This window comes from Synechococcus sp. N26 (assembly GCF_900473975.1).
Lineage (GTDB): Bacteria > Cyanobacteriota > Cyanobacteriia > PCC-6307 > Cyanobiaceae > Parasynechococcus.
Map to the genome: position 1 here is coordinate 51,034 of NZ_UCNM01000007.1, position 13,033 is coordinate 64,066.

Consider the following 13,033-nt stretch of genomic DNA (forward strand, 5'->3'; position numbering starts at 1 on the left):
TCAGGGTTGAGGGACTGCTGCGAGTGTTCGGTTTGTTCGGTCACTCTCCAGTCTGAGACTGGTCTGAAGCGCACAAAAAATAACAATGAATCCCACAAGATTCACCGCTTTTTTTGTCTCCCAGGGACGGGAAACCGAACAACTTCAAGTCGCCGACGTGGGCGACGGCGCTGATGGGATGCGACACCACTGAATGAGGGCGTCGCGACCATCGGAGTAGTACCCGGAACGGGTGCCTGCGGTGCGGAAACCGGCTTTGGCGTAAAGCGCCAGAGCGGCAACGTTGTCGCTGGCCACCTCGAGGGTGGCGTGCACGGCACCGTGCTGTCGTGCCCGTTGCAACAGTGCTTTCAAAAGCACATCTCCATGGCCGCTGCGGCGCCTGTCGGGATCCACAGCCACCGCCGTGATGTGCAGTTCATCGGCCACCATCCAGCCGCAGGCCACCCCCAATAGGGCATCGGCCTGCACAAGACCGATGCAGAGGCGCCGGGGGTCGTCCAGCTCACGCCGCCATTGCTCTGCGGTCCAGAGGCCGTTGAGCGCCCGTTGATCCAGTTCCAGACAGGCTTGCTGCCAGGACGGGTCAAGACGCAGGATCTGCGCAGTCGGTCCGCCCCCTGCAGGGTCGATTCCTAGATTGCCCTTCGACGCCGCCACTCCGTGACCCAAACCATCACCAGTCAACGGCCCTTCGAGGCCAATCGGGATGCGGAGAGCCCCAATCGAAACCTGACCCCAATCACCACAGAACTCGACGACACCGACCGTCTTGTTGTGGGCGGGTGTCGTCTCAGCGATCTGGCAGAGCGTTACGGCACACCGTTGTATGTGCTGGACGAAGCCACCGTTCGGGCCACGTGCCGGGCCTACCGCCAGGCCCTGGAGAAGCATTACGCCGGGCCATCCCTGCCGATCTACGCCTCCAAAGCCAACAGCTCTCTGGTGATGAGCAGCCTGGCGGCCTCCGAGGGGCTCGGTCTGGATGCGGTGTCAGCCGGTGAACTGCTGACCGCACTGCGTGGGGGAATGCCCGGAGAGCGGATGGTGCTGCACGGCAACAACAAATCCGACGAGGAGCTGCTGCTCGCGTACGCCAACAAGGTAGCGATCGTTGTGGACAACCAGCACGATCTCGATCGCCTCGCCGAACTAGTGCCCGCTGGAGCCGAACCGGCTCGCCTGATGCTGCGCTTCACCCCAGGCATCGAGTGCCACACGCACGAATACATCCGCACCGGTCACTTGGACAGCAAGTTCGGCTTCGATCCCGACCAGGTGGAACCCGTGCTGCGCAGCCTGGTGGGACAGCCCTGGGCCCAACTCACCGGGCTGCACGCCCACATCGGATCCCAGATTTTTGAACTCGAGCCCCACCGGGATCTGGCGGCGGTGATGGCCGACAAGCTGAAACTGGCCCGTGACCTGGGCCATCCCGTTAGCGACCTAAACGTGGGCGGCGGCCTGGGCATCCGCTACGTGGAGTCGGACGACCCCCCGAGCATTGAGCAGTGGATCCAGGTGGTGGCCGAAGCCGTCACCACCGCTTGCCAGGAACGGGGCCTCGAGCTGCCGCGGTTGATGTGCGAACCGGGCCGTTCCCTGGTGGCGACCGCCGGCGTCACCCTGTACTCGGTGGGCTCGCGCAAAACGATCCCGAACGTGCGCACCTACGTGGCCATCGACGGTGGCATGAGCGACAACCCTCGCCCGATCACCTACCAGTCGCTCTACACCTGCTGCCTGGCCGATCGCCCCCTGGCCAAGCCAGACGAAAGCGTGAACCTGGTGGGCAAGCACTGCGAATCCGGCGATGTGCTGCTGAAGGACCTGCCCCTGCCCACCACCGAGAGCGGTGACATCGTCACCGTGTTTGCCACCGGTGCCTACAACGCCTCGATGAGTTCGAACTACAACCGGATCCCGAGGCCCGCTGCCGTTCTGGTGCACGACGGGGCAGCTGAACTGGTGCAGAAGCGGGAGCAGCCGGATGACCTGCTGCGCTACGACGTTTTGCCAGAACGATTCAACGCGTTACGTTGACAGCAGTGATGAGAAGGGCGGAGTGAACGTGTTGGCGGTGGTGGATCCGCGCCTTGTGCTCGACGTTCTCTTTGCCTCTTCCATCGGCTTTCTGCTTTTTTCCCGCGTCAACGAGCAGCGCACCCTGTGGCTGCTCCGGGGATGGTTGTTTCTGGTGGCGATGGCCTGGTTCGTCCAGCGCTTCGCCAACCTGCCCCTCACCACAAAGCTGGTGGACGCGCTCGTCATGGCCTGTTCGCTCTCCCTGGCCATCCTTTGGCAAGGGGAGCTGCGGCGCCTGATGGAACTGCTGGGGACCGGCCGGCTGGCCGTGTTGCTGGGCAATCCCCAGAAAGAGTTCAGCGCTTCGGCAGGCACCGTCAGCCAGATCACCGAGGCAGCAGGCCGGCTGTCGCAGTTGCGGCGTGGGGCCCTGATTGTGGTGGACCTGGGCAGCGACCTGAGGCCTGAGGACTTTCTCAATCCCGGCATCCCCATTGGTGCTGTGCTGAGTCGAGAGCTGATGCTCAACCTGTTCGCCGCCGACACCCCCCTCCACGACGGTGCCGTGCTGGTGCGGGGCAATCGCATCGAGTCGGCGGGGGTGATTCTTCCCCTGTCGAGGGACAGCGTGAGCCGTTTCGGCACCCGCCATCTGGCGGCCCTCGGGATCACCGAGCGCTTCGATCGCTGCATCTGCATCGTTGTGTCGGAAGAAACCGGCACGCTGTCTCTGGCGAACCAGGGCAAGCTGGAACGACCGATCACCAGTTCACGCCTCCAGGAACTGCTCAGGGAGCTGTTCAGCACCGCAGAATCGATGCCTCCAGCACGGCGTACGGTGGGTAGCGCTCCGTCCGAATCGCTGTCTTGAGCCGCCCTCCGGCCACCAGCACTGACACGGCCGATCGTTCGCTTCTGCCTGCGGACCTCGACCCGGGTCGGCTCCCGCAGCACGTGGCCCTGATCATGGATGGCAATGGTCGCTGGGCGAAATCCCGCGGTTTGCCCCGCGTGATGGGGCATCGGGCTGGGGTTGAAGCGCTGAAAGCCACCCTGCGACTGTGCAGTGACTGGGGGATCCAAGCCCTCACGGCCTACGCCTTCTCCACGGAGAACTGGTCGCGCCCAGGGGAGGAAGTGAACTTCCTCATGACCCTGTTCGAACGGGTGCTGCAGTCCGAACTGCAGGCGCTCGAGGCCGAACAGGTGCGGATTCGCTTTCTCGGCGATCTGAAGGCCCTGCCCCAGAAACTGCAGGAGCTGATTGCCGATGCCACGGCCCGGACGGCTGGCAACAACGGCATTCACTTCAACGTCTGCACCAACTACGGCGGTCGACGGGAGCTGGTGCAAGCCGCTCAGCGGCTGGCCCAACGCGCTGCTGCCGGGGAGCTGGACCCCGACAGCATCGACGAGAACAGCATCGCCGCCGAACTGTTCACGGCTGGCGAACAGGATCCCGATCTGTTGATCCGCACCAGCGGCGAACACCGGATCAGCAATTTCCTGCTCTGGCAACTGGCCTACGCCGAGATTCACGTCACCGATGTGCTCTGGCCTGACTTCAATTCCGATGCACTGAAAGCCGCCCTGCTCGATTTCCAACGTCGCCACCGCCGCTTCGGCGGTCTTGATCCGATCCGCCCATGACCCTCAGCATCCGCCACGACTGGACCACCGAGGAGATCCAAACCCTGCTGGAACTTCCCTTGATGGAGCTGCTCTGGCAGGCCCAAACCGTGCATCGAGAAGCCAACCCGGGCTACCGGGTGCAGCTGGCCTCATTGCTGAGCGTGAAAACGGGGGGCTGCGAAGAAGACTGTGCCTACTGCTCTCAGTCGATCCACAACAGCAGTGACGTGACGGCCTTTGAAGCCCAGATGCAGGTGGAGCCGGTGCTTCAGCGGGCCCGGGCCGCCAAGGAAGCCGGTGCTGATCGTTTCTGCATGGGCTGGGCCTGGCGCGAGATCCGCGATGGCGCTCCCTTTGAGGCGATGCTCGACATGGTGCGGGGGGTGCGCGGCATGGGGATGGAAGCCTGCGTGACCGCGGGGATGCTCACCGACCAGCAGGCGGAACGCTTGGCCCAAGCCGGCCTCACGGCCTACAACCACAACCTCGACACCAGCCCCGAGCACTACGACAGGATCATTTCCACCCGCACCTATCAGGATCGGTTGGAAACCCTGCAACGGGTGCGCAAGGCCGGCGTCACCCTCTGCTGCGGCGGCATCATCGGCATGGGTGAGACCCTGCGGGACCGCGCCTCCATGCTGCAGGTGCTGGCCAGCATGAACCCCCATCCCGAAAGCGTTCCGGTGAACGGCCTGGTGGCGGTGGAAGGCACCCCCTTGGAAGAGCAGGCTCCCTTCGAACCGCTGGAGCTGGTGCGGATGGTGGCGACCGCAAGGATCCTGATGCCCCATGCCCGGGTGCGGTTGAGCGCCGGCCGTGAATCGATGAGCCGGGAAGCGCAGATCCTCTGCCTGCAGGCGGGGGCCGATTCGATCTTCTACGGCGATGTTCTGCTCACCACCGGCAACCCGGACGTGGAGGCCGACCGCCAACTGCTCGCCGATGCGGGGGTGACCGCCAACTGGCAAGAGGGCGCGGCGGCTCCAGCCAGCTGCTCGCCCCGCTGATCAGCTGCACCCATGTAACGATCAGCCCACTGGCATACAGGCTGAGGGGGCGCAGGGCTAGACCGGAAACAGCCCTTCGATGAGGCGCCGTGATTGATCCCATCGTCATCCCCTCGCTGCTCGGTCTGTTTGTTCTCTCGGTGATCCTGGAAGCGATCAAGGACGACAAGCAGCGTCACCACCATCACCGCTATTGAGATCGGGCCGGACAGGTTCTGCGCGAACCATCCCGACTGTCACCAACCGGAAACACTGCACAAAACACTCATTGTGGGTGACATCCCGGTTGAGCTACACCGTGCTGGTCTGTGGCTCAGCCATGAAGATCGACAGCGCCAACGCTCAACCGATGGGAAGCCTGATCTTTGAAGGAGGCCACAAGCCCTTCCATGCCCTGGCCTGTCCCTTGAAGCCGGCTTCGGTGCGGATCAGCAGGAAAGCCTGACAACTAACAACGAGGTGGCACGCCCCGGCCTGATGCAGGCTGGAGGACTCTTGAACCCGTAACAGCGTGGATCCAAGCAACCTGGAGCCTGTGCTGGCCAAGGACAGCCGACTCCTGGTGGCGGCGTTCTATGCCTTCACGCCGCTGGATGACGAGCGTCGGGAGGCATTGCTGACCCGTTTGCCGAGCCTGGCTCACGAAGGCAGCGTGCTCGGATCTGTGTTGGTGGCCCATGAAGGGGTGAACGGCACGATCAGCGGACCACAGCACGGAGTTGATGCGCTGCTGGATCACCTACGCGCCTCGTTGGATCTGGGCGAGGACCACTACGCACGGCTCGAGGTGAAGCGCAGCTGGGCCGAAAAACCGGTGTTCCGCCGTTTCAAGGCCCGCCGCAAAAAGGAGATCGTGACCATCGGCGTGGCCAGCGTGGATCCCAGCGCCAACGTGGGCACCTATGTGGAACCCGAACACTGGAATGCCCTGGTGGATGATCCCGACACCCTGGTGATCGACACACGCAACAGCTACGAAACGGCGATCGGCAGCTTCGAGGGGGCCATCGACCCCAGCACCGAGAGCTTCCGCGACTTCCCGCAATGGGCAGAGTCCACGCTGCGGCCCCTGATCGAAGAGAAGGGAAGCAAGCGCATCGCCATGTTCTGTACCGGCGGGATCCGCTGCGAAAAAGCCAGCAGCTACCTGCAGCAACAGGGTTTCGGGGAGGTGCACCACCTGCGCGGCGGCATCCTCAAGTACCTCGAGCAAGTGCCGGAAGCCGAGAGCCGCTGGCAAGGGGAGTGCTTTGTTTTTGATCAAAGGGTGGCGTTGAACCACCGGCTGGAACCTGGAGAGCACAGCCTTTGCCACGCCTGCGGCCTGCCGGTGTCAGCCCAGCAACGCGAACTGCCGAGTTACATCAAAGGGGTGCAGTGCGTGCACTGCGTGGATCGCTTCAGCGATGCCGACCGGGAACGCTTCGCCATGCGTCAGCGTCAGATCGATCAACGCCAGATTGATCAACCCCAGATCGACCAACACAACATCGACCAGCAGCGGGCCTGAGCAGTCAGTCTGCATCGGACAATCCCTGCCAGGGACCACCCCGATGCCGTGCTGACGATCCTCTACAGCTTTCGACGCTGCCCCTACGCCATGCGCGCCCGCTGGGCGCTGCTGGAGGCAGGACTGTTGGTTCAGTGGCGTGAGATCGCACTCAAGGCCAAGCCGTCGGAGATGTTGGCGGTCTCCCCCAAGGGCACCGTGCCCGTGCTGGTGTTGCCGGACGGCAGCGTGATCGAAGAAAGCCTGGCGGTGATGCACTGGGCCCTGGATCAAGCAGACCCTCGCGAGCTGCGCAACGCCGGCGATGCCTCAGCGCTGATCGAGCAGAACGACGGTGCTTTCAAACATCATCTCGACCGGTTCAAGTACACCGACCGCTACCCAGGCACCAACAAAGACGAGCAACGGGCCGCCGGGCTGGCCATCCTTCAGGACTGGAACCAGAGGATCGCTGATCAGGGCTGGCTGCTGGGCGAGCGCTGCTCGCTGGCGGATGCCGCCCTCTGGCCGTTCGTGCGGCAGTGGCGCATCGCGGATCCCGAGGGATTCGACAACGACAACAGCCTGGAAGCTCTTCGCCACTGGCTCCAGCACTTCCTCGAGGATCCCCGTTTTGAGCGGCTGATGCAGCGGGCCGACCCCTGGGATGCCGGGGGGCAACAACACCACTTCCCCGCCGATGCCGTGGCAGTTCCCAAGGATCAAGCCCTGTTTCACCTGGCCCTCAAGGCCGACTGGCAGGCCGCCCAGGCCAACGGCAGCTACCGCATCTCCACCCGGGGAATGAGCCTGGAGCAGGTGGGCTTCATACACTGCTCCTGGCAAGAGCAGGTGCAGGCCACCTTTGAGCGGTTCTACGCCGACGCCGGCGAGGTGCTGCTGTTGGAGATTGATCCCGCCGCCGTGAACGCTCCCCTGCGGGCCGATGCCATCCCCACCGGCGAACTGTTCCCCCATCTCTACGGGCCGCTGCCTTTGAAGGCAGTGCGCTCGGTCGGCACCATGCCCGCGGCAGCATGACCGGACGACCATGACCGTGGCCAGATCCCAATCGATGCTTGAGCGACTGGAAGCCGAAGCCCGTGATCGGGGACTGCTGCTGAGGTTGCAGGTGGGCCGCCCCCTGGGGCTGTGGAGCCTGCGGCTGGTCGTGGCCCAGCAAGGCTCCAGCGGCAACCTGCTGCTGCTGGGGGAAATGAAGGGATGGGCTTATTCCGACGCCACAGGCCTGCAACTCGACACGATGCGGGTGATGCCAAAGGCGCCTGCCGGCGTGGGCGATCTGACCTGGGCGGCCACCATGGCCTGGGCCCAGGAGGCCACCCCCTGCTCCCGGGCCCGATTGCTGGCCATCCGCGACGACGAGCAGCAGCACCGCCGGCTGGTGCGTTACTTCCGCCAACGCGGCTTCAGCAAATCCCGCGATGTGGAAGCGGCGCTCTGGGATCTGCCCCTGCGCATGGTCTGGGGCGGCGCCGGGGCCCTGATGAGTGGTGATGTGGCCACCGTGCTGGAGCGCAGCCTGCGGGGCTGGCGTCAGTCGGCGGCGTGATAACTGCTGCGCACCAGCGGACCACTGCGCACCTGGGCAAAGCCCAGCTCGCGGGCCACATCCCCCAGCTCATCGAACTCCTGGGGCGTCCAATAGCGGGCCACCGGAATGTGCACAAGCGAGGGGCGCAGGTACTGCCCCAGGGTGATCCGTTGGCAATCCACGCTGCGGAGATCCTTGAGGGTGGCGATCACCTCGTCGCGGCTTTCCCCCAAGCCGAGCATCAGGCCACTCTTGGTGGGGATTTCCGGCGCCAGCTCACGGGCGGCCGCTAATAAACCCAGGGATCGTTCATAGGTGGCACCGCGGCGCACCTCCCCCTGCAGCCGCTGCACCGTTTCCAGGTTGTGGTTGAAGCACACCGGTTGGGCCGCCAGCACCGTGGCCAATCGCTCCCGTTGGGCCGCCAACGCCTGATCGTGATCCGACACTCCCCCCCAGAAATCGGGGGTGAGCACTTCGAGGGCGATCAGCGGATTGCGGGCTCGGATCGCCGCCATGGTGCTGGTGAACAGGCTGGCGCCGTGATCGGCGAGATCATCGCGGGCCACCGCCGTGAGCACCACATAACGGAGCTGCATCGCCTCAACGGCATCGGCCACCCGCTCGGCTTCGGCGGCATCCACCGGCATCGGGGCCTGGCCCTTGTCCACCTGGCAGAAGGCACAGCTGCGGGTGCAGATCGAGCCACCCAACAGAAACGTCGCCGTTCCGGCGGCGTAGCACTCGCCGCGGTTGGGGCAGCGCCCCTCCTCACAGATGGTGTGGAGCCGGTTCTGCTTCACCAGCCCCTGCACCCGCTCCAACTCCGAGGCGTTGCCGATCGGCCGCCGCAGCCAGTCCGGCAGTCGCTCGGCAGGGGGGATGGCGCTGTACTTGCTCATACCGGCCGGCGTCCTTCAAGAGCCCTGCTCAGGGTGACCTCATCGGCGTATTCCAGTTCACTGCCCATCGGCAGGCCGTAGGCGATTCGGCTCACTGAGCAGAAGGGCTTGAGCAACCGCCCCAGATACAAGCTGGTGGTGTCCCCTTCCACGCTGGGGGTGAGGGCCAGAATCACCTCACTGATCTCCTCATTGGTGATGCGCTGCACCAATTCGGTGACGTGCAGCAGCTCCGGACCAATGCCATCCATGGGTGAGATCAGACCACCGAGCACGTGGTAGCGCCCCTGGAATTCGCGGGTGCGCTCCAGCGCCAACAGATCGCGGGAATCGGCCACCACACAGATCACGCCATTGCGGCGCTCGGGGTTGCGGCAGATCTCACATTCGGGATCGGCGGAGAGGTGGAAACAGGTCTGGCACTGGCCCACCTGGGTGCGGGCCGCCAGCAAAGCGTCAGCGAACTGATGAATCTGCTCCTGCGGTTGGTTCAGCAGATGCAACGCGAGCCGCTGGGCCGTGCGCGGGCCGATGCCGGGCAGACGCTCGAACTGATCAATCAGTCGAGCCAACGGTTTGGTGAAGCCGCTCAGGGGTCTGCCGCCGATGCGGGAAATGTAGGAGTTGCGGAGATCATCTGCCGCAACAGGGGCCACGACCATCAGGCCACAACGGCAGAATGGCCCGTGGATTGATCGCCCCGCTGATGCAGCTCCTCCAGTCTCTGAGTCGCGTGATCGTTTGCGGCGTTCTGGCTCTGGTGCTGGGGGCCTGCGCGGCGGGACCAACGGCAGGGCTGCAGTCGTACCAGAGCCCGGATGGCCGCTTCGCCTTCCTCTATCCCACCGGCTGGACCGAGGTGCAGGTGAGCAACGGACCCCGGGTGGTGTTTCACGACCTCATCCACAGCGATGAAACCGCGAGCCTGATGATCAACAAGGTGAACGAAGACAACGAGCTGAGTGAACTGGGCAGCGCCGTTGCCGTTGGCGAGCGCCTGCGCCGTGAAGTGATCGCCACCGCCGGCAGCGGCCGCACCGCCGAGCTGGTGGAAGCGCAGGAGCGTGAAGTGAATGGCCACACCTTCTACGATCTGGAATACGCCGTGCACCTGGAAGACCGCGACCGCCATGAGTTGGCGACTGTGGTGGTGGACCGCGGCCGGCTCTACACCCTGGCCACAAGCGTCAACGAAGACCGCTGGGGCAAGGTGGGTGACCTCTGCGGCCGGGTGGTGCGCTCACTGACCCTGCTGATCTGATCAGAACAGGAAGCGAAAACGCCGACCGTTGGAGTCACCTGAATCGGCGCCAGTGCTCGAGTGCACCGGCCACTCCGTATCCAGATAGCTAATGCCGTCGGCATCGAACGGAACCGCCCTCAGGCTGGAGGCCTTCAGTTCGGTGGTGCCCATGGCGCTGACCAACCCGCCCAGTTCCATTGGCCCCAGATCCGTCTCCAACGCCTGCCCCGCCGCAGTGATCAAGGCCGGCAGGCGGATCAGATTCTGCGGTTGTTTCATCTGCTCAAACAGCCCCTTCAGCGCCAGCTGCTGCCGTTCCAGACGGCCGAAATCGCCGCGGCCGTCGTTGCGCCAACGAAGGAAGCCCTCCAGATCCTTGCCCTTCAACAGCTGAGGTCCTGGCTGCAGGTCGATCAACAGGTTCTGACTGCGATCGACGTAGTACAGGCGCTTGGGAACATCCACTTCGATGCCCCCCACCAGGTTGGCCAGGGTTTCGATCGCATCCAAGCGCACCACGATGTGATGACGGATTGGGCGGTTCATCAGGCGCGACAACTCCCGCTCCACCGCCTCCACACCGCCGTAGGCCATCAGCGCATTGAGCTTGATGCCGCCGAAGCCCTCGGCATCGATGTAGCTGTCGCGTGGGATCTGGGTGATCGATGTGGTGGTGCCATCCACCCGCACCGTGAAGATCACATCGGTGTTGCTACTAGTGCGGTCCCGGCCCAGCACCACCACCTCCCTGGCCCCGAAGCCTGTCCAACCGGCAAACGGGTTGGACAGCGGCGCGGGCTGAAGCAGCGCGAAGGGTTGATCTGCCGTGCTGGATGGCGCCGTGATCAACCGGCTCAGCGGAACCGAAAGAATCAGGCCACCGCTGAGACCCGCCACCACAGCAGCAACCACCGGCCAATTGATGGCATCAGTTGACGCCTTAGCAGGAGGGGCTTGTGGCATGGAACACGTGTTATGCAGCATCTTGGCGCGCTCGTCCCATCTCGGGTAGAGGGGCGCAGGCCTCTGTTAAACCAACGGATCGCTGATCACCATCGAGGCGCAGGGGAGCTGACGGATCAATTTGCTGGTGCGATCACTGCCGGGAATCGGCAGACCGGCAACCCGCCTGCGCTGGGTGCGCAGGATCACCAGATCGTGTTCGCGACTGAGGCGATGAATGGCCCCGTCGATGCCGGGCCCCCGCACGATCACGATGTGGAACCGCTCCTCCGGAATCCCCGGCGGGCGCCAGCGGATCAGCTGCTGTTCCATCCAATGACGGTCCTGGCCACTGAAGCGGGGGTCGTGCACATGCAGCAGGGTGATCCGCACGCGCTGATCCTCCGGGGCTGAGTTGATCACCCGCAGCGCCAGTTCGAACTGCTCGCGGGCACTGGCGGAGAGGTCTTTGATCGGAACGAGGATCCGGCCCAGGTCTTTACCAATCTCACGGCAGAGATTCACCACCACCACAGGACAGTGGGCCGTGCGGCAGACCCCATCAACGATGTCGCCCATCAGCCAGGCCCGGAGTTGATCACTACGAGCTGCACCGATCAGCAACAGATCCGCGGCCTGCTCCAGGGCTGTGCGGCTCATGCCGCCAGCGATGTCTTCATCCAGCCGCAGCAGGCTGCGGGTTGGCACAGCCAACTGGGCGCCAATGCTCTCCGCCGTGCTGAGGCGTCCGCGCGCTGACGCAACGGCCCGGTTCAAGCCACCGCGCATCTCCTCGAGGCCGGGATTCACCATCGCCAGGGGCAACAGCAAACCTTCAGCCCCCGATGAGCCCTGCACCAGCCGAGCCGCCATGCTCAGCAACCCTTTCTCGGTGCTGGGGTTGGCCACCGGCACCACGATGCGCAGGGGGCGCTGCACCACCTCGTTAACGCCGTCCAGCACCGCCGCCTCCTCACCGAAGCTGACCGGCACCGCATCGGGGCTGGGATCCTTGAGCCGGGTCACCGACTGCTCAGTGAGGATCGGCCCCAGGGTGGCCGTCACCACCATCACCGCCAGCACGCTGTTCAGCACGGTCTGATTGAGCAGGCCCGCCTGGTAGCCGATGAAGGCCGTGGCCAGGGTCGCCGCCACCTTGGGCATCGTCAGCGACCACATCATCAGGATCTGAGCGCGGCGATAACCGAACAGCCGTCCGCTGAACCACGAGGCCAGGCCCTTGCCGCCGATGGCGCCCACCAGCATCAGCGCGGTGAACTGAAAGTTGCCCAGGCTCTCGCCAAGGCTGCCCAGATCCAGCAGCAATCCCAGATCGATGAAGAAGATCGGGATGAACAGAACGCCACCCACAAAAATCACCTGCTCCTTCACCCGGCCCTCGGGCAACACGGAATTCACCGCCAGACCAGCCAGGAAGGCGCCGACGATCTTCTCGACGCCGGCCAGCTCAGCCCCAAGGGAAGCCAGGAACAGGGCCACAAGAACAGCGAGCACCATCCGGTTTTCATCGCTGATGCCGCGCAGCACCAGGCGCCGGCCCAGCCAGCGGATGCCGATCACCACCACCAGAGCGAAGCCACCGATCTTGAGCAGCAGCAGGCCCAGGCCCAGCCCGCTGAGGCTGCCCTGGCCCAGCCCCAACCCCACCGCCAGCAGCAGCAGAGCCACGATGTCGGTGAAGATCGTGCTGCCCACGCTCACCACCACCGACTCATCCTTCTGGGCGCCATAACTGCGCACGATCGGATAGCCCAATGGGGTGTGGGTGGCCATCAGGGCGCCGAGCAACAGGCACGACACCGAGGCGAAGCCCGCCATCAGGCCGATCGACACGCCCGTGCCCACACCGATAAACAGGATCAGCAGGCCATAGATGAACGAGCGGCGTTTGACCCGGTTGAACTCCTCCAGGTCAATCTCCAGACCCATGGTGAACAGCAGATACACCGCCCCGAGATCAGAAAGCAGCCGCACCGTTTCGCTGCTGCTGTCGACCCAGTTCAAGGCATGGGGGCCCACCACCACACCCGCCGCCAGCAACCCCACCAGGTCGGGCAGACCCAGCCGCCGGATCAACGGCGGCACCGCCGCACTGATCGCCACCAACATCGAGAACACCCCGAGGGGGTGATGCATGACGTGGCTGATCGAGGCCTGCATGGCCATGGCTGCACCGCCGGCTTGCGGACCCAGCATGGTCGCGGGATCTGCCGG

14 protein-coding genes are annotated in these 13,033 nt (G+C 64.4%); 9 read left to right on the forward strand and 5 right to left on the reverse strand.

What is annotated here, in order from left to right; translation table 11 throughout:
• Nucleotides 1-144: 144 nt before the first annotated feature.
• Nucleotides 145-660, reverse strand: a complete 516-nt coding sequence (gene rimI, locus DXY33_RS04775) for a ribosomal protein S18-alanine N-acetyltransferase (protein ID WP_115132229.1) — start codon at nucleotides 658-660, stop codon at nucleotides 145-147.
• Between the two features lie 3 nt (nucleotides 661-663).
• Here rimI and lysA point away from each other — a divergent pair, with 3 nt between their 5' ends.
• The 8 genes from lysA (at nucleotide 664) to DXY33_RS04810 (ending at nucleotide 7,729) form a co-directional block, all read left to right on the forward strand.
• Nucleotides 664-2,043, forward strand: a complete 1,380-nt coding sequence (gene lysA / locus DXY33_RS04780; protein ID WP_115131971.1) for a diaminopimelate decarboxylase — start codon at nucleotides 664-666, stop codon at nucleotides 2,041-2,043.
• A gap of 22 nt (nucleotides 2,044-2,065) precedes the next feature.
• On the forward strand, nucleotides 2,066-2,896 hold the full coding sequence (gene cdaA / locus DXY33_RS04785) for a diadenylate cyclase CdaA (RefSeq protein ID WP_115131972.1): 831 nt from the start codon (nucleotides 2,066-2,068) through the stop codon (nucleotides 2,894-2,896).
• Nucleotides 2,893-3,675: an isoprenyl transferase gene (locus DXY33_RS04790; RefSeq protein ID WP_115131973.1), complete on the forward strand. Its 783-nt coding sequence runs from the start codon at nucleotides 2,893-2,895 to the stop codon at nucleotides 3,673-3,675. Before cdaA ends, DXY33_RS04790 begins: the two co-directional genes overlap by 4 nt.
• A complete protein-coding gene (gene bioB / locus DXY33_RS04795) occupies nucleotides 3,672-4,667 on the forward strand; it encodes a biotin synthase BioB (RefSeq protein ID WP_115131974.1) in 996 nt (331 codons plus the stop codon). Before DXY33_RS04790 ends, bioB begins: the two co-directional genes overlap by 4 nt.
• A 274-nt stretch (nucleotides 4,668-4,941) precedes the next feature.
• Entirely contained in the window at nucleotides 4,942-5,112 is a 171-nt protein-coding gene (locus tag DXY33_RS12230) for a hypothetical protein (protein WP_170950941.1), read from the forward strand.
• 66 nt (nucleotides 5,113-5,178) lie between these two features.
• Nucleotides 5,179-6,177, forward strand: coding sequence for a rhodanese-related sulfurtransferase (locus DXY33_RS04800; RefSeq protein WP_115131975.1), 999 nt, complete (start codon nucleotides 5,179-5,181; stop codon nucleotides 6,175-6,177).
• 48 nt (nucleotides 6,178-6,225) lie between these two features.
• The gene (locus DXY33_RS04805; protein WP_115131976.1) at nucleotides 6,226-7,197 is read left to right on the forward strand and encodes a DUF952 domain-containing protein; all 972 of its coding nucleotides are present in this window, start codon (nucleotides 6,226-6,228) and stop codon (nucleotides 7,195-7,197) included.
• Nucleotides 7,198-7,231: 34 nt separating this feature from the next.
• A complete protein-coding gene (locus tag DXY33_RS04810; RefSeq protein WP_115132230.1) occupies nucleotides 7,232-7,729 on the forward strand; it encodes a hypothetical protein in 498 nt (165 codons plus the stop codon).
• On the opposite strand, the gene lipA is transcribed toward DXY33_RS04810, so the two are convergent.
• Nucleotides 7,714-8,613 carry a lipoyl synthase gene (gene lipA, locus DXY33_RS04815; protein ID WP_115131977.1) on the reverse strand — a complete coding sequence of 300 codons (900 nt, stop codon included), beginning with the start codon at nucleotides 8,611-8,613 and terminating at the stop codon, nucleotides 7,714-7,716. The genes DXY33_RS04810 and lipA overlap by 16 nt on opposite strands.
• Complete coding sequence (gene recR / locus DXY33_RS04820) at nucleotides 8,610-9,185, reverse strand: recombination mediator RecR (protein WP_025362207.1); 576 nt, start codon at nucleotides 9,183-9,185, stop codon at nucleotides 8,610-8,612. Before recR ends, lipA begins: the two co-directional genes overlap by 4 nt.
• A 134-nt stretch (nucleotides 9,186-9,319) precedes the next feature.
• Here recR and psbP point away from each other — a divergent pair, with 134 nt between their 5' ends.
• Nucleotides 9,320-9,874: a photosystem II reaction center PsbP gene (gene psbP, locus DXY33_RS04825; protein ID WP_115132231.1), complete on the forward strand. Its 555-nt coding sequence runs from the start codon at nucleotides 9,320-9,322 to the stop codon at nucleotides 9,872-9,874.
• Here psbP and DXY33_RS04830 read toward each other — a convergent pair whose 3' ends face one another.
• Together DXY33_RS04830 and DXY33_RS04835 are read right to left on the reverse strand one after the other, a co-directional pair.
• Nucleotides 9,875-10,819, reverse strand: coding sequence for an LCP family protein (locus tag DXY33_RS04830; RefSeq protein WP_115131978.1), 945 nt, complete (start codon nucleotides 10,817-10,819; stop codon nucleotides 9,875-9,877). It lies immediately after the preceding gene.
• 66 nt (nucleotides 10,820-10,885) lie between these two features.
• A complete protein-coding gene (locus tag DXY33_RS04835) occupies nucleotides 10,886-12,985 on the reverse strand; it encodes a cation:proton antiporter (protein ID WP_115132232.1) in 2,100 nt (699 codons plus the stop codon).
• Between the last annotated feature and the right edge of the window lie 48 nt (nucleotides 12,986-13,033).